Origin of the sequence: Archaeoglobus neptunius (genome assembly GCF_016757965.1) — an archaeon.
GTDB classification, from domain to species: Archaea; Halobacteriota; Archaeoglobi; order Archaeoglobales; family Archaeoglobaceae; genus Archaeoglobus; species Archaeoglobus neptunius.
The window spans coordinates 137,010-155,874 of sequence record NZ_JAEKIW010000001.1; the positions used below are offsets into that span (position 1 = coordinate 137,010).

21 protein-coding genes and 1 tRNA gene are annotated in these 18,865 nt (G+C 45.9%); 9 read left to right on the forward strand and 13 right to left on the reverse strand.

Annotated features, from left to right (window positions below; translation table 11 throughout):
- Nucleotides 1-9 precede the first annotated feature (9 nt).
- Both JFQ59_RS00760 and JFQ59_RS00765 read right to left on the reverse strand, forming a co-directional pair.
- Nucleotides 10-507 (reverse strand): Zn-ribbon domain-containing OB-fold protein, encoded by a 498-nt coding sequence (locus JFQ59_RS00760; RefSeq protein ID WP_202318481.1) that lies wholly within the window; start codon nucleotides 505-507, stop codon nucleotides 10-12.
- Between the two features lie 5 nt (nucleotides 508-512).
- A complete protein-coding gene (locus JFQ59_RS00765; RefSeq protein ID WP_202318482.1) occupies nucleotides 513-1,700 on the reverse strand; it encodes a thiolase domain-containing protein in 1,188 nt (395 codons plus the stop codon).
- Between the two features lie 149 nt (nucleotides 1,701-1,849).
- On the opposite strand from JFQ59_RS00765, the gene JFQ59_RS00770 reads away from it, so the two are divergent.
- Nucleotides 1,850-2,191: a DUF555 domain-containing protein gene (locus JFQ59_RS00770; protein ID WP_202318483.1), complete on the forward strand. Its 342-nt coding sequence runs from the start codon at nucleotides 1,850-1,852 to the stop codon at nucleotides 2,189-2,191.
- Nucleotides 2,192-2,257: 66 nt separating this feature from the next.
- A complete protein-coding gene (locus tag JFQ59_RS00775) occupies nucleotides 2,258-2,557 on the forward strand; it encodes a hypothetical protein (RefSeq protein ID WP_202318484.1) in 300 nt (99 codons plus the stop codon).
- Between the two features lie 15 nt (nucleotides 2,558-2,572).
- Here the strand turns inward: JFQ59_RS00775 and JFQ59_RS00780 are convergent, their stop codons facing one another.
- From JFQ59_RS00780 to JFQ59_RS00810, 7 genes are all read right to left on the reverse strand, one after another.
- The gene (locus tag JFQ59_RS00780; RefSeq protein WP_202318485.1) at nucleotides 2,573-2,788 is read right to left on the reverse strand and encodes a TRAM domain-containing protein; all 216 of its coding nucleotides are present in this window, start codon (nucleotides 2,786-2,788) and stop codon (nucleotides 2,573-2,575) included.
- Nucleotides 2,789-2,834: 46 nt separating this feature from the next.
- The gene (locus JFQ59_RS00785) at nucleotides 2,835-4,739 is read right to left on the reverse strand and encodes a PAS domain S-box protein (RefSeq protein ID WP_202318486.1); all 1,905 of its coding nucleotides are present in this window, start codon (nucleotides 4,737-4,739) and stop codon (nucleotides 2,835-2,837) included.
- A 63-nt stretch (nucleotides 4,740-4,802) separates the two neighbouring features.
- A complete protein-coding gene (cobT, locus tag JFQ59_RS00790) occupies nucleotides 4,803-5,816 on the reverse strand; it encodes a nicotinate mononucleotide-dependent phosphoribosyltransferase CobT (RefSeq protein ID WP_202318487.1) in 1,014 nt (337 codons plus the stop codon).
- 65 nt (nucleotides 5,817-5,881) lie between these two features.
- Nucleotides 5,882-6,952 (reverse strand): NAD(P)/FAD-dependent oxidoreductase, encoded by a 1,071-nt coding sequence (locus JFQ59_RS00795; RefSeq protein ID WP_230972172.1) that lies wholly within the window; start codon nucleotides 6,950-6,952, stop codon nucleotides 5,882-5,884.
- The gene (locus tag JFQ59_RS00800) at nucleotides 6,949-7,227 is read right to left on the reverse strand and encodes a (2Fe-2S)-binding protein (protein ID WP_202318488.1); all 279 of its coding nucleotides are present in this window, start codon (nucleotides 7,225-7,227) and stop codon (nucleotides 6,949-6,951) included. Before JFQ59_RS00800 ends, JFQ59_RS00795 begins: the two co-directional genes overlap by 4 nt.
- The gene (locus JFQ59_RS00805; RefSeq protein WP_202318489.1) at nucleotides 7,224-7,715 is read right to left on the reverse strand and encodes a 4Fe-4S dicluster domain-containing protein; all 492 of its coding nucleotides are present in this window, start codon (nucleotides 7,713-7,715) and stop codon (nucleotides 7,224-7,226) included. Before JFQ59_RS00805 ends, JFQ59_RS00800 begins: the two co-directional genes overlap by 4 nt.
- Nucleotides 7,712-9,316, reverse strand: coding sequence for an FAD-dependent oxidoreductase (locus JFQ59_RS00810; RefSeq protein ID WP_202318490.1), 1,605 nt, complete (start codon nucleotides 9,314-9,316; stop codon nucleotides 7,712-7,714). Before JFQ59_RS00810 ends, JFQ59_RS00805 begins: the two co-directional genes overlap by 4 nt.
- Before the next feature lie 136 nt (nucleotides 9,317-9,452).
- On the opposite strand from JFQ59_RS00810, the gene JFQ59_RS00815 reads away from it, so the two are divergent.
- Nucleotides 9,453-9,881 (forward strand): DUF1641 domain-containing protein, encoded by a 429-nt coding sequence (locus JFQ59_RS00815; protein WP_202318491.1) that lies wholly within the window; start codon nucleotides 9,453-9,455, stop codon nucleotides 9,879-9,881.
- 53 nt (nucleotides 9,882-9,934) lie between these two features.
- Here the strand turns inward: JFQ59_RS00815 and JFQ59_RS00820 are convergent, their stop codons facing one another.
- On the reverse strand, nucleotides 9,935-10,291 hold the full coding sequence (locus JFQ59_RS00820; RefSeq protein WP_202318492.1) for a DsrE family protein: 357 nt from the start codon (nucleotides 10,289-10,291) through the stop codon (nucleotides 9,935-9,937).
- Nucleotides 10,292-10,307: 16 nt separating this feature from the next.
- Complete coding sequence (locus JFQ59_RS00825; protein ID WP_202318493.1) at nucleotides 10,308-10,694, reverse strand: DsrE family protein; 387 nt, start codon at nucleotides 10,692-10,694, stop codon at nucleotides 10,308-10,310.
- Nucleotides 10,695-10,858: 164 nt separating this feature from the next.
- On the opposite strand from JFQ59_RS00825, the gene JFQ59_RS00830 reads away from it, so the two are divergent.
- From JFQ59_RS00830 to JFQ59_RS00855, 6 genes are read left to right on the forward strand one after another with little or no spacing between them, the layout of a single operon-like run.
- Nucleotides 10,859-11,107, forward strand: coding sequence for a sulfurtransferase TusA family protein (locus JFQ59_RS00830; protein WP_202318494.1), 249 nt, complete (start codon nucleotides 10,859-10,861; stop codon nucleotides 11,105-11,107).
- Between the two features lie 16 nt (nucleotides 11,108-11,123).
- A complete protein-coding gene (locus JFQ59_RS00835) occupies nucleotides 11,124-11,522 on the forward strand; it encodes a hydrogenase iron-sulfur subunit (RefSeq protein WP_202318495.1) in 399 nt (132 codons plus the stop codon).
- Between the two features lie 5 nt (nucleotides 11,523-11,527).
- The gene (locus JFQ59_RS00840) at nucleotides 11,528-12,808 is read left to right on the forward strand and encodes an FAD-dependent oxidoreductase (protein ID WP_202318496.1); all 1,281 of its coding nucleotides are present in this window, start codon (nucleotides 11,528-11,530) and stop codon (nucleotides 12,806-12,808) included.
- Entirely contained in the window at nucleotides 12,805-14,706 is a 1,902-nt protein-coding gene (locus tag JFQ59_RS00845; protein ID WP_202318497.1) for a CoB--CoM heterodisulfide reductase iron-sulfur subunit A family protein, read from the forward strand. The genes JFQ59_RS00840 and JFQ59_RS00845 overlap by 4 nt, the downstream gene beginning before the upstream one ends.
- 2 nt (nucleotides 14,707-14,708) lie before the next feature.
- Complete coding sequence (locus tag JFQ59_RS00850) at nucleotides 14,709-14,999, forward strand: hypothetical protein (protein ID WP_202318498.1); 291 nt, start codon at nucleotides 14,709-14,711, stop codon at nucleotides 14,997-14,999.
- The gene (locus tag JFQ59_RS00855; protein WP_202318499.1) at nucleotides 14,989-16,152 is read left to right on the forward strand and encodes a (Fe-S)-binding protein; all 1,164 of its coding nucleotides are present in this window, start codon (nucleotides 14,989-14,991) and stop codon (nucleotides 16,150-16,152) included. The genes JFQ59_RS00850 and JFQ59_RS00855 overlap by 11 nt, the downstream gene beginning before the upstream one ends.
- 109 nt (nucleotides 16,153-16,261) lie before the next feature.
- Here the strand turns inward: JFQ59_RS00855 and JFQ59_RS00860 are convergent, their stop codons facing one another.
- Nucleotides 16,262-18,568, reverse strand: a complete 2,307-nt coding sequence (locus tag JFQ59_RS00860; RefSeq protein ID WP_202318500.1) for a PAS domain S-box protein — start codon at nucleotides 18,566-18,568, stop codon at nucleotides 16,262-16,264.
- A gap of 198 nt (nucleotides 18,569-18,766) precedes the next feature.
- Nucleotides 18,767-18,841 (reverse strand) — tRNA-Ile (locus tag JFQ59_RS00865).
- Between the last annotated feature and the right edge of the window lie 24 nt (nucleotides 18,842-18,865).

An 18,865-nucleotide genomic window follows, 5' to 3' on the forward strand; every position in this document is an offset into this window, starting at 1 on the left:
ACCACCACCTCACAGAGGAACGAGCTCATACATCAGATAACCTTCCTTCCTTCTGCTAACCTGAACCTTAACCCTCTGTCCCGGCTTAACCTGCTGTGGATCGCCATTATACCAGGCAAGAATTCTGGGCCCATCATCAAGCTTTGCAATTGCTACCGGATAGGGGTCGTACATGCCAAATGATGGCGGTTTTACAAACACCACGGTCATTGTTTCCAGAGTGCCCTCATTCTTTAGCTCAATCCACTCGATATCTGAATCCATGCAGCTTGGGCAATCCTTCTGGGGTGGGAAGAAGAGCCTCCCGCATTTTTTACACTTGGTACCCATGAGCTTCCCCTCTTTAAGGCCCTCGTAGAACGGCTTGATGTTTTCAATAGATATGAAGTATCTGAGCCTGAGTTCTCTCATGTCGACCCATTGTAACGCTCCGCTTTTCTCGTCGACAATTACTGGAAAGCCTAATTCTTCCATATTCTTCATAACCTGCTCTTTCATTTTGTCCATTCCAATCACCTCTTTTCAAGCCCGTAAACCGTTACATAGCTGTAGTGACCTGTACCGCCAACATTGTGGGCAAGCCATCTTCCTTTGGTGATGTCTGCCTGCCTCCCGGGTTCTGCCTTCTGCAGGAGCTGTTTGTAAGCCTCCACAGCCTGACTTACGCCAGTGGCTCCGATCGGGTGTCCCTTTGACTTTAGCCCTCCATCAACATTCACGGGAATCTTTCCGCCAATGTATGTCTGCTCATCTCTGATAAGTTTGTATCCCTCTCCCCTCTTGCAAAATCTGAGGTCTTCGTAAGCAATGATCTCGGGGGCTGTAAAGCAATCGTGGACGTTTGCCCCGTCGAGATACTTAACCGGGTCGTCCAGATCTATTCCGGCCATTCTGTATGCCTGTTCAGCAGCGTATCTTGCTGATGCTAGAGAAGTAAACTCTTCTCTCCTGCTCAGATTTGCTGTACCCGTACCAACCCCCTGTCCGAGAATCCAGACCTTCTCATCAATTCCAAGCTCCTTCACTTTCTCCTCACTTGCAAGGATAACGCATGCAGAACCGTCTGTGATTGGTGAACAATCGAAGAGCTTAAAAGGCCATGCGACATACGGGCTCTTCAGGACTGTCTCCACATCTATTTCTCTCTGGAACTGGGCATAGGGGTTCTTAGCTCCGTAGTAGTGGTTCTTTACAGCAACCTTTGCATAGTCTTCTTCAGTTGCTCCGTACTTCATCATGTACGCAGTTCCGTGCAGGGCATAGTATGCTGGAAATGTAAGGCCGAAATTCTCGAACTCCCAGAAGTAGCTTCCGAATCTGCCAATCAACTCGATTACGTTTGGATTCGGCGATTCTTGCATTTTCTCAACGCCCAGAACGAGCGCAATATCTGCCATTCCTGACTTTATAGCAGTGTACCCAATCCTCACTGCGGCGCTACCGCTTGCACATGCTGCCTCAACCCTCATTGAGCCTTTGGGAGCAAGATCAGCGTACTCAGCAATTAAAGCCGGAACAGCAGCTTCACTGCTCCACATTCCAGCATTACTCACGACGAAGAAGTCTATGTCTTTTGGTTCTAGATTTGCAGTCTCAAATGCTGGTTTCATAGACTCCCAGCAGAGTTCAGCTATGTTCACGTCCTTTCTGGTCCCAAACTTTGAATGTCCTATACCTATAACAGCTACGTTTTCCGACATCAAATTGCCCTTATTAACCCAACATATAAGCCTTTCTTCCTTTTATTCGCTTCTGGGCCTATATATCAAAAATTTTAAATTCTTGAGGGAATCAAAAACGATAAAAAATTCAGAAACAGTTTATATAACACCTCCCCAACTTTATTCGGATGCCAGACTACCTTGTGATTCTCCAGGCAGCGTGGATAGTGAAGAAGGCTAGAAGCTTGGAAGATGCAATGAACATAGCTGTGGCTGAAGCCGGGAAGAGACTCAATCCGGATCTCGATTTCGTTAAAATTGATGTCGGAGATACTGCCTGTCCGAAATGCGATAGTCCGCTTAAATCTGTGTTCATGGTCGCAGGAATGGCTCTTGTCGGATTAATCCTTGAAATGAAGGTTTTCAATGCAAAAAGCGCTGAGCATGCCGCAAAAATATCTAAATACGAGATAGGAAAACGTATGCCCCGTATACCGCTGGAGGTACTTGAGGTTGTTGAGCTCGATTGACTGTGTGTGTAGGGAGTTAATCTCTTGTTAACATAATTTTTATATACGTTAGTGACTACCATAATCATGGTGTTCAGAAAGTTGAAGAGTGAGGCGGAAATAGTGTACAGGCATCTGCTGGTGCTCAAGACTGTGATGGAGAAACAGCCGGTCGGGATATTTAAGCTGTCAGATATTTTGAATATGCCCAAACACAGGGTTAGGTATTCCCTGCGTGTTCTTGAGCAATCTGGCATTATTGTCCCGACCCAGTACGGAGCAATGATCAGGGACGAAGGCTACGACAAAATCGAAGAGATGAAAAACGATATTCAGGAAATAAAAAATTTGTTGGTCGATATAGAGGACCTTTTGAACAAACTTTAAATTTTTTTAATATTTTTATTCAATAAGTTCTGCAAACCCGTATTTTCGAAGCACCTTTGTAATCCTGATCGTTACAACATCGTCAACCTTGACTCCGGGTACGAATACCACAAAACCGTCGACTTTTGCTATACCGTCTCCTTCTGAACCCACAGCTTCGATTCTAACTTCTCTTATATCTCCAACCTCCACAGGCGGCGCACGGCCAAATTCGCGTCCAAATTCACTCAATTTCAACACCTCATTTCCGATTTCGTTTATTTTTACTCCAAGCTACTTAAACTTTTCCCCCACGCAGAATAAAATACGTCAGAGTCTCCTGCAACCGCAGTTCGTCGAGAATCTCTTTTATCCTCCCGGCATGATTCTCAATTTCCTTCACCACCCTTTCACACCCTATATCATCTTTGATTTCTATGAAACCTGAAATGATGGCGACTGGATTCCTCAGTTTATCCGCCAGAGATTCAAACTGTTCGAGATTCTCAAGTAACAGATTGAACGCAATTTTTCTGTCCCTCTCTGCCCTATAAGAAGTGATTGCAAATCCAAGGTTTTCGCCAAGCTTTTCGAGGATCTTCAATTCATCATCACTCAAATTACCAACAGAACATAGTACAACGACACCGTAAACATTTCCGTTGTGCTTTATCGGTACCGCCAGGCTTTTTGCCCTGCTCATCGGGCAGGAACACTTTTCGTAAATTATCTCTCCTTGCTTACTTCTGTCTGCCAGCCCACATTCCGGAGATAGTGGTGTGGCTTTAAGTACCCTGTGTTTTTCCACGATCCAGGCCCATGAGTCGGTATTCCTCAATTTGGAGAAAAATCTGCAGACCTTCGAAAGCAGGGCATATTCATCTTTTTCCTTCAAAATCAGTTCATTTATCTCACTCACAGTTTTGAGCAGCTCATTTTTGGTTTTCAACTCTGTTTCTGTTACGATTCTGTCGGTAATATCTCTCAGAACACCCTCAGCACCGGTAACCCTCCCATCCTTAAAAACGGGCCACTCAACAACCTCACAAATCCTCACGTCACCGTTTTTTCGCCTTATCCTGAACGTGAACTTTACACTTTCCCCATTCAGCACTCTTTTGAAATTCTCCCTGAGGAGGTCTATGTCCTCCTCAACAGCAATAAGTCTTGACGTTTTACCCAGCAACTCGGAGTAATCGTAACCCAGGATCTCCCTGTATCTTGGATTCACGTCAACGAACCTTCCTTCCCTGTCGATAATGAAGAACATGTCCTTTGACTGTCTGAAAAACCTCTCATACCTCTTTAGCTTTTCTTCCCTCTCAACGTCTTCAGTTCTGTCTATCAGTATGCCCATAACAGCAGGTTTTCCCCTGTAGAAAACCCTGGCAGCGATAGCGTCGACATACAGTACCTCCCCATCTTTTTTAATGAGTCTGAATCGATACGGGACTTCTACCTGCTCTCCTGCGATTCTCCTGATGTAGTTTGCAATCACCTGTTTCCTGTCTTCCGGATGAACGAGTTGAAATGGATCCATTTCATACAGCTCGTCGATCGTGTATCCCGATATTGTGGCCATTTCGTTTAGAAACACAAACTTTCCGTCCTGAATTATGTACACTGCCACAAATGTCTGGTTTGTGAGGGTGAGGAAGAGCTCTTCAAGTTCCTTTCTCCTGTTTATATCTATAAATGCACATATTATCGCCGGTCTTCCCATGTAGTACCCCTTAGAAGCAAGCACCTCAACAAAAAGGTCCACACCGCTTTTAAGATTGACCTTCAGCTCTTCCCGTAAGAACTTGCCTTCTTTAATACATCTTTCATATATTGCCCTTATCTTTTGCATGCTCACTTCCCTGGACTTGCACAGATCCATGGACTCTATCTCATCCCTGGTGTATCCCATAACCTTCTCTGCAACATTATTTGCGTAGACTATTTTTCCATCCTGAAGCACAACTATGCCGATCGGGATATCATCCAGTGTGACTTCGGCCTGTTCGGGGAGGAGAACTACCAGTGAACCGTCGTCAGAGTCAAATCTGGAAACTGCAAAGGATCTACCGTTCAGTCGGGCACAATTGCCAGAAATCTCGAACACATCTTCGAACCTCTTTCCTTTTATTCCCTTTGGTAGGCCATAAACGCTCAGTATCTTGCCATTTCTGTTTAGTTTAAGTAGCATTAATTGTGACATTATTGAAGATTTGAAGCATTCGTATTTAAATTTTTTGGTTTAATATCTCTCAAAAAATGAAATTTAGAGTATTATGGTTTCGTAGTCTTTTTCAATCTCACGGAGAAATGTTTCGGGAGTGATGCCTCGTATGTAGGATGCAAGTGTCAAACCCCCGGCACCAACACCCTCCTTTACAAAACCCTTGCTGAAAGCCCTCAACCCCTCATACCTTGACTTTGCGAGCATGGGGTCAGCAGATACAACAGGATATGGAGAGAGCGATAGATCGGCGTTTGGATCTGCGGCAACATACCGGGTCGTGGCGATAACGGCCTCAACTTCATCCATCTGCGAAATCAGATTTGCCATCGCTACCATCTGCGTTCCTCCAGCAAGAATCAGAGGCTTATCAGATCCTAATGCGATTCCTATAACCCCAAGCATAACAGGATCACCAACTGCGGCAAGTATTTCAAGAGGATCTGCACTTTTCACCCTTTTTACAGCTTCCTCGATTACTTTCCTCTTCAAATCAACAGGATTATCGGGCATACTGGAGGACACTGCGGGATTCAGTCCAAGAGCCTTCAGAATTGCGGCAGCAGTCGTCGTACCGGCGGGAATACTTTCACCAACAATAAGTACATCACTCAGCTTTGAGATCTGCTTTCCAAGAATTTTACCCCTCTCAAGCACTTTTTCAACTGCATCCCTATCCATTGCTCTACTATCGGCAATGTTTTCACCAACCGGGGCATTCAGATCAATGTACGGTATTTTCGGTTCTACCATCAGCCCCGAATTCACCACAAAGAATGGTATGCCTGTCAGCCTCAGGGCGGTGTATGAAATCAAAGCCGGGGTTGGCTTTCCGTCTGGAGTTGCTGGAACCGAGTCTATCGACAGACATCTGCCGTGATAGAGCAGTTCTGCGTCTGCCGGAGGTGTGTACTTGATCAGTTCTGGATTGGCCCCAGCTACGGTAATCCCCGGAACTTCGGCGGTCCTGGTGTTGCCGATAACAAGAAGAAAGGTTGCTTTTTCCCTGCAGAGCTGGATCACGTCACTCTGACCTTTAACAAACTGATAGGCCATGATGTTTCAGCAATCAGTTGGAAGATAAGACTTTGTTTTGTAATACAATTGTATTACACAAAAAATTAGGGATTAAACGGTTGAACAATTCTGCTTTTTCCTTTTAACACGAGTTCCGCCACACCCTCCCCTGCTGCCAGTGCAAGGGACATGCCGTTTCTGCCGAATCCGTTGAGCTGTATGAATCCCTTTACCTTTGTTGTTCCTATCACGGGCATGCCGTTTCTGCCGACATCGTATGCTCCGGCCCACTGCCTGAGAATGGACATGCCTCTGAGCTTTGGAACGAGCTCTGTAACCCTTCTGGCGTAAGCTGTCAGGAAATCCAGACTCGATTTCACACTCACTTCTTCCGCCTCCTTTCCGAGAATTCCTCCAACTATCTCCCCTCTCATGGACTGGCTTATGTACACCCCTGTGGAGACGTCAAGAATGTACGGATCGAGGTAGGGCTTTAAGCTCTCTGTAACGCATATCTCCTCTCTGAACACCCTGTTACCAAGCTCAATCCCGGCCTGCCTGCTTATCTCGTTACTCCACGCACCTGCAGCGTTGATCACGTAGTCGGCCTTGTGCAATTCACTGTCAGCCCTGACACCCAGAACTTCGTTCCCTTTAACCTCAACTCTGACGGGAGTGTAGTCGTAGATCTTCACCCCCAGCTCTCTGCATCCCTTTGCCAGACCCCATATAACTGGCCAGGGGAAAACAACTCCACCGTCAGCAAAATATGCAGCAGCTGTAAAGGTCTGTGTGTTGATGTCCGGGAACAGATTTCTGACAAAATCCGGATCAACAATCCTAACATTCACTCCGGCTTTCTTCTGGAAATCCACTTCATTCTTTAGAGCATCCTCATTCTTCTCGTCCGCAATTTTGATGTAACCATCCTTCCTGAGAAGAAAATTAAATCCGGTTTCGGTTTGAATCCGGTCGTAAAGTTCAAGGCTTCTCAGGGCCAGTTTTATTAATGGCTCATTCACAAATTGAGCAGTTAATCCACCAGAATTTCTTCCACTTGCACCATAAAGCAGATATTTTTGTTCGAAAACACTCACATCCGCTCCCTTCCTGGCAAGGAAGTATGCTGCTGAAAGCCCTGCTATCCCTCCACCGACAATCGCAACCCTGATCATTTCTCATCACCCTTCTTTGCTGCTAAAATGTATAGTGGTACCGGGTTTACAGGCTGTCTTTGAGTTGTAACTCCGATTTCATCGACACTCTTTCCTGTCTTCTGGCTCAGGATCCTTATTATATGCATTAGGCACCCCTTACCCTGACAGGGGCCTGTTGTTGCTCCGGTGAATCTCTTGAGACTCTCAAGATCGTCGTAACCGAGCTCAATTGCATGTATGATCTCCTCTTCAGTCAGATCCTCACACCTGCAAACAACCTTCCTGTCCTTCATCTTTCCCACCCCGCGGGCCTAACCGCTCTGACCTCAAAAATCAGGTCTGCATCAACTTCAACTCTGACAAGCGACGTGTTGTCGTTTCTTTCCGGTGGTAAAACCCAGTTAACGACTCCTTCTCCAATTTCCTCACCTTTGCGGTTGTACAGCTTTACAATGTCACCCTTTTTGAGCCAGGGCAGAAATTCGTACTGCAGTGTCACCTCTCCCTTTCCATCGTCCCTGAGCCTGAGCATGAAAATTGCAAGACCCGGGCATACCCTGATACACTTCATGCATCCTGTGCACTTCTCATAGTCGACTTTCGGAGGATCGTTAATGTTGTTCATCTGAATTGCGTTCGCCGGACATGATTCATAGCACGGACTGCATGGGATGGGTTGAGGGCACTCTATGTAGGCCACGGCCTTTTTCTTCAACCTTTCTTCACTGGGGAACGGTGGAAGCTCATCTCTCTCCAGATAACCCCTCTCGAGGTATTTCATAGCATCACCTCGCTCTCAAGAGTGCACTTTTCGAGCCCGCATACGATTCTCTCTCCAAACGGACCGGCTCTGAACTCTTCGATTTCCCTGACGGCTTCATCAAGCTCCTTCTTTGCCTCATCTCCCCCATAGCCGAGAGTGACTGCTGCGTGGATCCCTGCAATTCTTCCCTCCATAATGGCTGCTGTCGCTTCCTCAATTCCTGCCACATCACCTGCCACGTAGAGACCCGTTACACTGGTTTCGTTGAATCTTGACCTCAATGGAACGATTCCACCAAGTTCAGGAACGAACTTCATCTTGCATCCGGCCTGATACAGCAGTTCGTGGGTGGGTGAGAGGCCAACTGCAACGCAGATAAAATCGCAGTCTATTTTCTTCTCCGTTCCGGGGATCGGTTGCCATTTATCGTCCAGCCGTGCTATGACTGCTCCCTCAACACTCTTCTTACCTGTAGCCTTCAGAATTGTATGTCTGACGTAAATTGGTACACCGAGACGGCGAACTTTTGCCGCATGGACGAAGTAGCCACCGATCCGCGGCATGGCCTCAACTATGGCTGCAACGTTAACTCCTGCCTGCATGAGCTGATACGTGAGAATCAGACCAACGTTGCCGGATCCAACTATAAGCCCCATATTTCCCGGTTTTATGCCGTAGACATTCATAAGCGTCTGCACACCGCCAGCACCATAAACTCCCGGGAGGTCATTGTTCTCAAAGACAAGAGTTCTTTCATAAGCTCCTGTGGCCACCACAATCTTCTTTGCTTTTATTCTAAGTAGTTTACCGTAATTTTCGTCAATTCTCTGGTATGCTCCTGCCTCTCCGTTGTAGATTCCGAAAACCCTTGTCTCTTTCCTTACCTCAACGTTTTCAATGCTCATCAGCTCGTCCTCCAGAATCTGGGAGATTCTTATACCTCTCGTACCTGCCCTCTCCTTTGCCGAACCGAAGAACCTGTGGGTCTGTTTAACAAGCTGACCACCCAGGAATGGGTTTTCATCGACGAGAAGTACCTTGGCCCCGTATTTTCCGGCGTTTATTGCGGCAGACATTCCGCCCGGACCACCACCCACAACAAGAATATCGGTTTCAATTTCTTCGTAGTCCGCATTACCGCTGAACACGGCCTTTGGTGGATTTCCAAAGCCTGTGAATTTCCTCATTCTCTTTACCATGAATTCCCTTGCCTTCTTTGACGTGGTGAATTTTGAATAGTGGCTGCCGTGAGGGAATACCTTGTCAATAACATCATCGAGTATTGAGAACATGTCCTTTTCCGCATCTGGCATTCCGCTCTGTGTTCTGACCTGCATACCGTCTCTAACGTAAACCTTGCACGTTCTTACGTTGGGTATTCCGTCCACCTCCATCATGCACGCTGAACACTTCCCTATGGCACAGAAAAAGCCTCTTGGCCTGTGCCATCTGAAAGATCTGCTGAAAACTCTGACTCCTGCAGCATAAAGTGCGGCTGCAACGGTTTCCCCTTCAAAAGCTTTTATCGGTTTACCGTTAAAGTAGATCGTAACTTCCTTTCCCCTCCTGAAATCAACAATTGGATGCTCCTGCAACCTCCCAATCTCGGTTCTTACCATCGTTTCACCCCAGAGAACAATATTTTAAATTCGTGGAGGACGTGGCTTATTTAAACTTTCCTAAGTTTTTTATCGAAATTATTTGTTATTAATCTCAAAAGCAAAAATTTAATTTAAGGGAGATTTAAATCAGGACATGATTGCAGATTTCGAGACGAAAGCCGCTGATGTTTTAACCAGAATGATGGAAAAGCTTGCTGAAAACGGTGATGCAATTCTGGCCGCAATGGACAAGCTCATTTACCTGGAAAGAAATGGAATACTTGACGAGCTAGTGAACTTCTCCGAGATGGTGCCTGGAATCAGAAAACTTCCGGAGGAGTTTTTGGATGAAGACGTGCAGGATGTAGCGACTAAAAATCTGGAGCTGATTCTTTCTCTGGCTCTTTCGGTGGACGACGAGATGATTCAGCAGGTGGAGAAGCTAATTGATGCTTTCAAAAAGACTAGGGAGTTTGAACCTGCAGGTCTTACCGGAGCTTTGAAAGCTCTCAGAGATCCGGATGTGCAGAGAGCTCTTGGATTTATGCTTGCATTTGCCAAAAATCTTGGCAAATCAATTTAAATTTTTTAAAATGAGATTTTTTACATTATTCGCCTGAAACTTAATTTAAAAAATTAGAACGAAACGTCTATATCTGCTTCAGCAGCAAGCTCCAGTGATTCCACAGCACCGGTTATGGTGGCCCCATCTATCAGCTCTTCTTCATTTATTTCCCTTTCTGCAAGACAAGGAGAGCAAACAAGAAGTTTTCCACCCTGTTCTAGGAACTTATCCATCAGCTCCTTTAGCTTCCACTTGCAGCACATCACATGCTCAGCAATACCTTTTTTTGCTAGCCAGACGGCCGGTCCTATGAGGCAGATTATGACTTCCGCATCGTGTACAAAGGCTGCATTTCCAATTATGAACGGCAAAATGGCTTTTTCAGCGTTTTCAGGCCCATTCATACTCCACAAAAATACCCTCTTCATTTTCACTCACCTCGGATCAGATAACCAGTGGTGCAGCCCCTTCCGCAATTTCAAAGAAGCCTGTAACGGTGGTCACCTCATCAAAGACGTCAGCAAAGTCGTCGGTCGTAGCCTGAAGCAGGTTCATAGAGTCCTGGCAGATATACAGCTTCACATCACCCACCTCTCTGGCGTCTTTGAGATAGTCAATGAAGGTTTTATCGGTCTTAAGCAAAGCTTTGCCCGCATCTCCGGCGACTTTCCATCCTCTGCTCTCTGCAACACTTTTGCGGAACGATGCAAGTGCATCCATAGCAACAAAGATCCTTACCTGCATCCCCATTACCGCTGCTCCTGAGGCAAGAGCGGCAACTGCCTGAAGTTTCTCCAACTCTCCGCTTAAAGCCACAATCACGAACTTCATCAGATAACCAACCAACCTTATCGTTTAATATTCCAACGAGGTTTTTACATATTTATAAAAAATAACTTTCCTCCGCAGTGTTTATAAACAAGGAAATTCCCCTTTACCTTTTTAAGTTTTCCGGAAAGATGAGATACCGGGAAAAAGTTCTGAGAGGTGATAGAATGGGGGAAGAACTTGCCAACCTCAAAGCAGATGTCGTTGTTGATGCTCGTGGCCAGAGCTGTCCGGGACCAATGCTTGAGGCAAAAAAAGCTCTGACTAAAGTAAAGTCGGGTCAGATTCTTGAAATTCTGTCTTCTGATAAAGGCACGAGAAGAGACCTGCCCACCCTATGCAAGAAGACCGGGGACGAATATCTCGGATTCATAGAAGAGGGCGGGTACGACAGGCACCTTATCAGAAAAAAGTAGAGGTCTGAGGAGGATCATGCCAGAACCAAAAATTCTTATTTTTGCGGCTGAAATGGCCTACAGGGCAGCCGATCAGGCCGGATTGATGAAGGCATGGTACCCCGTTGCCACCTACATCGTGAGAATTCCATGCACCAGCATGCTCAGACCGGAACTGATAATTTACGCTTTTGAAAAGGGATTTGATGGTGTATTCGTTGCATCAAGCGGTCCTGACTGCCCGTTTCTTGGAGAATCGTGCGTTGGCAAAACTTCACAGAGGATAGAAAAAGCCTACGAGCTTATGAAGGGAAGAGGGATAGAACCTGAAAGACTGCTGATGTCTGGAGTTTGCTCAACCTGCGTTGAGACTCTTGTCGGCAAAACGAAAGAATTTAAAGAGACACTTTCTCGGCTTGGGCCGGTAAAGAGGTGACTCCTGTGGAGTATGACGTGCTCGTAATCGGTGGGGGAATAGCGGGAATGGAATCATCCCTCACTCTTGCCGATGCGGGTTTTAAAGTTCTCCTTGTGGAATCTTCACCGAGTCTCGGTGGCAGGATGATACAGCTCAGCAAGGTTTTTCCAACAACCGATTGTGCAGGGTGCATAACCACGCCAAAAATGGCGGCAACATCAAAACATGAGAACATAACAGTGCTAACTTATGCTGAGGTCGAAAAAATTGAGAACCGGGATGGGGAGGGTTTTGCTGTCAGAATTCTGAAAAAGCCAAGATACATTGATGAAAAGAAATGCATAGGGTGTGGTAGATGCGAACAGGAATGTCCGATATTTCTGCCTGACGAGTTTAACTTTGGTCTAGCGGGTAGAAAAGCAGCCTACATACCGTTTTCGATGGCTTCTCCTCGTGTAGCCCTGATCGATATCGAGAACTGTACCATGTGTGGCAGGTGTGAAAGAGTTTGCCCTACGGATGCTGTTGACTTCCTTCAGCAGCCTGAAGAGATTGAGGTGAGGGTTAAAGCTGTGATTGTTGCCACAGGATTTAAACCATTCAACCCCTCCCTGAAAAGAGAGTACGGCTACGATAGATTTGCAAATGTACTGCATGCACTCGAAATGGAAAGAATTCTTTCCCCCTCCAGACCATACAACGCCATAGTCCGCCCTTCAGATGGAAAGATCCCGGATAAGGTTGCATTCGTGCTTTGTGTCGGGTCGAGAGATAAGTCTCTTGGAAACCCAATCTGTTCCCGTGTCTGCTGCATGTATTCGATAAAGCAGGCCATTCTGCTTTCAGCGGCTCTGCCGCTTGCCGACTTTACGATATACTACATGGATATCAGGGCTTACGGTAAGGGTTTCGAGGAGTTTTACAACATGGCCCGTGACATGGGAATAAGGTTCGTCAAGGGCAGGGTGGCCAAACTTGAGGAGAAGGAGAATGGTGACATTGCTGTCAGAGTCGAAAACTTTGAGACAGGGGAGATTGAGGAAGAGGTGTATGACATGGTCGTTCTTTCCATTGGTCTTCTGGCGAATCCGGATGTTGCAGAAATTGTTGAGGGTCTGGAACTTGACCCATTTGGCTTTGTAATGCAGCAGAAGTCGACAAATCCTGTTGAAACAAACGTCAGCGGTGTATTCGTTGCAGGATGTGCTGCCGGGCCTAAAGACATTCCAGACACAATAGCAGAGGCAAATGCTGCAGCCTCGCAGTGCATGGCGTATCTGAAGGCTTTGGAGGTGAGAAAATGAGGGACAGAATAGGCGTTTACATATGTCATTGCGGGGGAAACATATCGGACGTCGTGGATGTCGAGAGGGTTGCCGAGGCTGTTGGAAAAATCCCTGAAGTTGTGGTAGCTAGAACCTATGTCTTCATGTGCTCTGATCCGGGACAGAAGTTGATAGAGGAAGATATCAGGAAGTACGATCTTAATGGTATTGTTGTTGCATCCTGCTCTCCTCACCTCCATGAGAAAACATTCCGATCTGCTGTTTCTAGGGGAGGAATGAACCCCTATGTCTATGAACAGGTCAACATCAGGGAACACGTAAGCTGGGTACATAAACACAGCCCGGAAGAGGCCACCGAAAAGGCAATCAGACTTGTTAAAGCAGGAGTTGCCAAGGTGAGCCTTGCAAGAGAGCTATCTGAAATAAGGCTCGATGTAAAACCCACTGCTCTTGTTATAGGTGCCGGGCTCGCAGGAATGAGGGCCGCTGTTGATCTTGCAAAAATGGGTGTTGATGTGCATCTTGTGGAGAAGGAGCACTTTGTTGGCGGGTGGATTGCGAAGGGTTACAAGGCTTATCCGGAAGGAAAGCCGGGGAGCGAGGTTATCAGGGAGCTGATCGAAGAGATGAAAAGTGGTAAGATCAGGCTGCTCACCGGTGCAGAGGTTTTATCTGTAACAGGGAGTGTGGGCAACTTTCAGGTCAGAATAAAAGTCAGACCGAGGTTTGTTGTGGGGGAGTGCGATAGATTTGAGGAGGCGATGGAGAAATGTCCCGTTGAGGTTGACGACGAGTTCAATGAAGGTTTGAGGAAAAGAAAGGCGATATATCAGATCCCTACCTATCCAGAACTACCTGCCATTGATATCGCAAGCTGCAACAGGTGCGGTGAATGCGTAAAGGTTTGCGGGGAGGCGATTGACCTTAACCAGCAATCAGAGGTTGTTGACATAGAAGCGAGCATGATTATAATGGCCACGGGATTCAAACCCTATACTCCGAAAGAGGGAGAGTTCGGCTTTGGAAGGAAAGGCATTATCACACTACCACAATTCGAGCGTTTGCTGGCTTTAAGTAACGGGAAATTAACGTATGATGGAAGGGAAGTCAGGGATGTGGCGTTCATTTACTGTGTGGGTAGCAGAAATGATGAGCATGAGTACTGCTCAAGGTACTGCTGCACCGCCACGATAAACGCTGCACTGGCAGCAAAGGAGCTTGGAATCAGGAGTTACCATATCTACAGAGACATCAGAACTTACGGAAAATACGAGACATATTATGAAGATGCAGGGAAGAACAGAATGCTCTTTTTCCGATTCACTCCTGACTCGCCACCTGAAGTCAGGACGGAGGGAGAGAAACTTCTCGTTAAAGTCAGAGATCAGCTTACCTTCGGTGAAGAGGTGGAAATTCCGGTTGATCTCGTTGTCCTGGTGACTGGAATGGAGCTAGCCGAGAGCGAGATTTACGGGATGCTCAAAATTCCTTTCAGCAGGGATGGATTTCTCCAGGAGGTTCATCCCAAACTCCGTCCGGTAGAGACCGCTATTGGAGGGGTTTTGATCGCCGGTACCTGTCAGTCTCCGAAAGATGTGATGGAAACCTCAGCTTCGGCTTCAGCAGCGGCAGCAAAGGCTGCAACCTATCTGCTTAAGGGATACACCGAGCTTGAGCCATTCATTGCAGAGATTGATGCTGAAAAATGCAACGCCTGCGAAGACTGCGTTGCTGAATGCCCCTCCGGAGCAATATCCATGTCTGAAATAGGGGGATCGAAAGTGGCAGTTGTAAACGGGGCACTGTGCAGAGGTTGCGGAGCCTGTGCAGGCATTTGCCCGGTTGAAGCAATCAATCTCAGGGGATACTACTACGATCAGCTCAGAAAGATGATAGACGCACTTCTGGAGGTGTGAAAATGGAGAATAAAACGTCCACACTCAGACGTCTCAGAGAAAAAGGTGTTGGGCCGAATAGGGATGCACTTGCAAAGCTGAAGGAGCAGAGGCAGATAAGAAAGAAGATTGCGGAATCACTGAAAAGCGGGGCAAAAACAATTCCCGAAATTGCCGATGAGACTCAACTGCCATCTCCTGTTGTCACATGGTACATAATGACCATGAGGAAGTACGGACAGATAGAGGAGGAGGGAGAAGAAGGGGGGTATTACAGGTACAGGCTTGTGGAAGGTGAGGAAAATGAGGATTGAAGCTGAAAACATTGAGAGGTTTGCTGAAATTCTCGAAGATTTTGGGATGGAGAGGATTTTTGAGTGCTTCAACTGCGGCAACTGTACTGCGATCTGCCCCGTCAACGATAACGAACATTTATTTCCAAGAAGGCTTATGAGATATGCACAGCTTGGAGCGAATGAAGTTTTGCTCGATAACGATGACGTCTGGCTCTGTCTGGTTTGCAGGCACTGCACTGTGACATGCCCGAGAGAAGCTCGTCCCAGTGAGCTTATGGTCGCTGCGAGGAAGGCGATTGTAGAGGCCGGGGGAGCACCAAAGCACATAGCAGACTTTCTAACGAACATACAGAAACAGAAAAATCCATGGGGAGTGGGCAAATTCAAGAGATCCGACTGGACCAAGAAAAGCGAGGTTGAGGTTCCAACGGTAAAGGACAAACCCGAATTCGAGTGGCTCTGGTTTGTGGGCTGTGCTCACAGTTTCGATAACAGAAACACCAGCGTGACCCTCAAGCTTGCCAGGATATTCAACGAGATTGGACTAAACTTCGCCATTTTGGGCAGGGAGGAGGGATGCTGTGGTAACGATGTGAGAAGAGCAGGTGAGGAGGGGCTTTTCGAACTTCTTGCTGAGGAGAACATAAAGACGTTTGAAAAGTACGGTGTGAAAAAGATAGTTACTGCCTCGCCTCACTGCTATAACACACTGAAGAACGAATATGACGGATATGAGGTTAAATTCGCCCTCGAGATTATTTACGAGGCGATCAAATCTGGAAAGCTTCAGCTCAAGCATCCGATTGACAGGAAGGTTACTTACCACGACCCGTGCTACCTCGGGAGGTACAATGGCGTTTACGAACTTCCGAGAGAGGTGTTAAAACTTATTCCGGGAGTGAAACTTGTTGAAATGCCGAGAAACAGGAGCATGAGCTTCTGCTGTGGAGGTGGAAATGGGAATATTGTGGGAGAGTATCCGGGAAAATTCAGACCGAACAATATCAGAGCAAAAGAAGCTGCAGAAACTGGGGCAGATATCCTTGCAGTTGCATGCCCCTTCTGCATGATAATGCTTGAGGATGGACTGAAGACGCAGAAATTCGACAAATCAATGGATGTAAGAGACATAATCGAGCTTGTCTACCTGTCCGCTTTCGGAGAAGAGTGATTTTTCAATATTTTTTGTGAGTAGGTATCTTTTTGTGGTCTCCGTCAATACACACTGCAACATCCATCAAAACTCATTTTTCAAGTATTGTTTGCACAGACTCCAGGCATCATCCTTCACCTCGCTCCCTTCTTAAATAATCTCTTATCATCTCTGATTCCAACCAGCCCCTCTCCAGTTGCTCCATAAGTTTAACCACTCTATTTATCTGCTCAACAATTTTCCCCTTCAACTCTTTATCATCAATGTAGATCTCAACATAACTGTGAATCGCTGCCAGAGGATTGCGTATATGATCGACGAGAATTGCAAACTGCTCTATATTCTGCTCAATTTGCTTGTATGCTCTCCTCTTCATTTCGAAAAGTATGGCTTCATGTACAGCTATTGCCAGTTGTCCTGCAACCATTTTGATGAATTTCAGCTTTTCCCAGACAGTTTTCCGTCTGGATGCTGCAAGAAGGACTCCAATTTCCTCATCCCTCGTTATCAGCGGGTACATCACATAGCAGTTCATCCCGGCTTTTAACAGTTCAACCTCCACCGCAGTCAGATCTTCGAGTTCAGAAATTTTTTTCACAATTATTTCCCTTTTCTGTCCATTATTTCTTTTCATCATTAGCTCTTCGATTTTTTCCTCCGTGAGTGCGATCACCCTTTTCGGTTCTGAAACTTCAAAACCTTCGTCTGCAAAAACCACGATTTGCAGCAGGTCGCACCCGAGCTTTTCCTTCATCCTTTTTAGAACATCTTTAAGCCAGCCTTCGATTGGCTTTCCTCTAATTATCCCGAGATCGATGCTTCTGAGGATTTCCAGTCTGTCTACCAGGTCCTTTATACTCTCTTCACGAGTTTTCTTCTCTGTGATGTCTTCAATTAAGATGAGATACGGCGTATTGTCATTTTTCAGCAAAACAGGAAAGACGTTTATCCACCTTGCAGCTCCGTCAACCATTATTTTAAGTTCTACAGGTTCGGATTTGTATTCTGTTCCCCTGTAGAAAATTTCCATCACTTTTGGTATGTCTTTTTTGTCAAATATTCCAAAATCGATCCATCTCCTTCCTATCACCTCTTCCCTCCTCTTACCAACGATCTTCAGGGCAGCATCATTGCAGTCTATTATCTTCATATCAACTCCAGATAGGATAATCCCAACAGGTGAAAACTCAAATATCAGGCGATATTTTTCCTCACTTTCTTTCCTGTCTCTTTCAGCCTTTTTGAGTTCCGTGACATCGATGAGTGATGCAATAATCTGTTTTGTATGAGGAATCAAAGTTGCCACCACAATACCATTTTTTACATTTCCGTACCTGTCAACAAATTTCAGCTCGTAGCTTTTTGGAGCTGAATTTGGATCAACCATTTTCAATCTGTAATATCTGAGTATCCTTTCCCTATCCTCCTCAGCTATGAGAATCGTGAATGGCTTCCCAATCAGTTCTTTGGCACTGTAGCCTGTTTGTTTTTCAACCTCCGTATTGACAAAAACGATTTTGCCATCTTCAACGACTACGATGCTGGTTCCTGTGTTTTCAATTACAGTTCTGAACAGATTCTCTATCCTGTCCCTTTCCTTTTTCATTCTAAGGTTTGATATAACATATGTAAGATTTTCTGCCAGTTTTTGGAGCAATTCGACCTCCTTTTCGTTGAATGCATTTTCTTCTGAAGCATATATGTTGAGATACCCAATGACTGTGCCATTTAGACGTAAGGGAAGAGATATTGATGAAAAATACTCGCCTTTCATGGCCTTTCGTGGAACAGATGGCGTAACAGATTCAACATCCCTCTCGACATCTTCTTTCCATATATCACTATCAGCTTTGCCCCGGATTATCTCTGGTTTATCCTTTCCCGCTTTAGCAACGACCCTGACAGTACCGTCTCTCTCAGCGTATCCAACCCATGCATGAGTGTATTTACCCACATCAACCAGTATTCTGCAAACCTCTCTGAGAAGTTCGCTTTCATTCTCAATCCGAATTGCTGCCTGGTTAACCTCATTGAGAACCTTGAGCACTCTTTCAGCCCTCTCCCGTGCAGCGATTTCCTCTGTCAGGATTTTGTCATAAACAGCAAGAAATTTCTGAAAGAGTTTTGGCTCAAATTCTACGAAAATTTTTGAGGCTTCAGCAAAAATCGCTTTATCGAGTTTTGAAATAGATTTAACCAGCAGGTCCATCCTTCTGGCAAGGTCAACAGGCTTTGTGCCACTTTTGATAATCTTCTCGATAAAACTGTCGTCAATCTCCTCCACAATCTCATCCGGATTCTTCCTGCCTGACAAAAGATTGTCGAGTAAGCTGCCAACATTCTCCCTGAACTCTTCTGCGATTTTGGGAGGAAAGTCTTTCAGTATTTGGTCAAACCAGTCATTTATTACTTTATTTACTGTACCAGCATTCATTTTATATCCCCAAAAACGCCAGATTTCATTATGGTCGGCATAGAAACTCACCCTAACCTTAATATATTAGGGTTCTCCTAAATATATAACTATTTCTCTTCGAGTATTATAACGAATTTTATTTCACAATCCATCATCCAGCAGAATAGCGAGTTTTTTCTGATGTTAAAAACCAGAAAATTTCAACCCATCTCAGAGTGGGCCCGCGGGGGTTCGAACCCCGGACCTCTCGCTTATCAGGCGAGCGCTCTAACCAGGCTGAGCCACGGGCCCTTACACAAACCTGTGGGTATTCTG

Excerpts from the sequence above, each read along its gene's own strand:
- JFQ59_RS00760 (WP_202318481.1), bottom strand. The coding sequence starts at position 507 with ATGGACAAAATGAAAGAGCAGGTTATGAAGAATATGGAAGAATTAGGC.
- JFQ59_RS00765 (WP_202318482.1), bottom strand. The coding sequence starts at position 1,700 with ATGTCGGAAAACGTAGCTGTTATAGGTATAGGACATTCAAAGTTTGGG.
- JFQ59_RS00770 (WP_202318483.1), top strand. The coding sequence starts at position 1,850 with ATGCCAGACTACCTTGTGATTCTCCAGGCAGCGTGGATAGTGAAGAAG.
- JFQ59_RS00775 (WP_202318484.1), top strand. The coding sequence starts at position 2,258 with ATGGTGTTCAGAAAGTTGAAGAGTGAGGCGGAAATAGTGTACAGGCAT.
- JFQ59_RS00785 (WP_202318486.1), bottom strand. The coding sequence starts at position 4,739 with ATGTCACAATTAATGCTACTTAAACTAAACAGAAATGGCAAGATACTG.
- cobT (WP_202318487.1), bottom strand. The coding sequence starts at position 5,816 with ATGGCCTATCAGTTTGTTAAAGGTCAGAGTGACGTGATCCAGCTCTGC.
- JFQ59_RS00795 (WP_230972172.1), bottom strand. The coding sequence starts at position 6,952 with ATGATCAGGGTTGCGATTGTCGGTGGAGGGATAGCAGGGCTTTCAGCA.
- JFQ59_RS00800 (WP_202318488.1), bottom strand. The coding sequence starts at position 7,227 with ATGAAGGACAGGAAGGTTGTTTGCAGGTGTGAGGATCTGACTGAAGAG.
- JFQ59_RS00805 (WP_202318489.1), bottom strand. The coding sequence starts at position 7,715 with ATGAAATACCTCGAGAGGGGTTATCTGGAGAGAGATGAGCTTCCACCG.
- JFQ59_RS00810 (WP_202318490.1), bottom strand. The coding sequence starts at position 9,316 with ATGGTAAGAACCGAGATTGGGAGGTTGCAGGAGCATCCAATTGTTGAT.
- JFQ59_RS00815 (WP_202318491.1), top strand. The coding sequence starts at position 9,453 with ATGATTGCAGATTTCGAGACGAAAGCCGCTGATGTTTTAACCAGAATG.
- JFQ59_RS00820 (WP_202318492.1), bottom strand. The coding sequence starts at position 10,291 with ATGAAGAGGGTATTTTTGTGGAGTATGAATGGGCCTGAAAACGCTGAA.
- JFQ59_RS00825 (WP_202318493.1), bottom strand. The coding sequence starts at position 10,694 with ATGAAGTTCGTGATTGTGGCTTTAAGCGGAGAGTTGGAGAAACTTCAG.
- JFQ59_RS00830 (WP_202318494.1), top strand. The coding sequence starts at position 10,859 with ATGGGGGAAGAACTTGCCAACCTCAAAGCAGATGTCGTTGTTGATGCT.
- JFQ59_RS00835 (WP_202318495.1), top strand. The coding sequence starts at position 11,124 with ATGCCAGAACCAAAAATTCTTATTTTTGCGGCTGAAATGGCCTACAGG.
- JFQ59_RS00845 (WP_202318497.1), top strand. The coding sequence starts at position 12,805 with ATGAGGGACAGAATAGGCGTTTACATATGTCATTGCGGGGGAAACATA.
- JFQ59_RS00850 (WP_202318498.1), top strand. The coding sequence starts at position 14,709 with ATGGAGAATAAAACGTCCACACTCAGACGTCTCAGAGAAAAAGGTGTT.
- JFQ59_RS00855 (WP_202318499.1), top strand. The coding sequence starts at position 14,989 with ATGAGGATTGAAGCTGAAAACATTGAGAGGTTTGCTGAAATTCTCGAA.
- JFQ59_RS00860 (WP_202318500.1), bottom strand. The coding sequence starts at position 18,568 with ATGAATGCTGGTACAGTAAATAAAGTAATAAATGACTGGTTTGACCAA.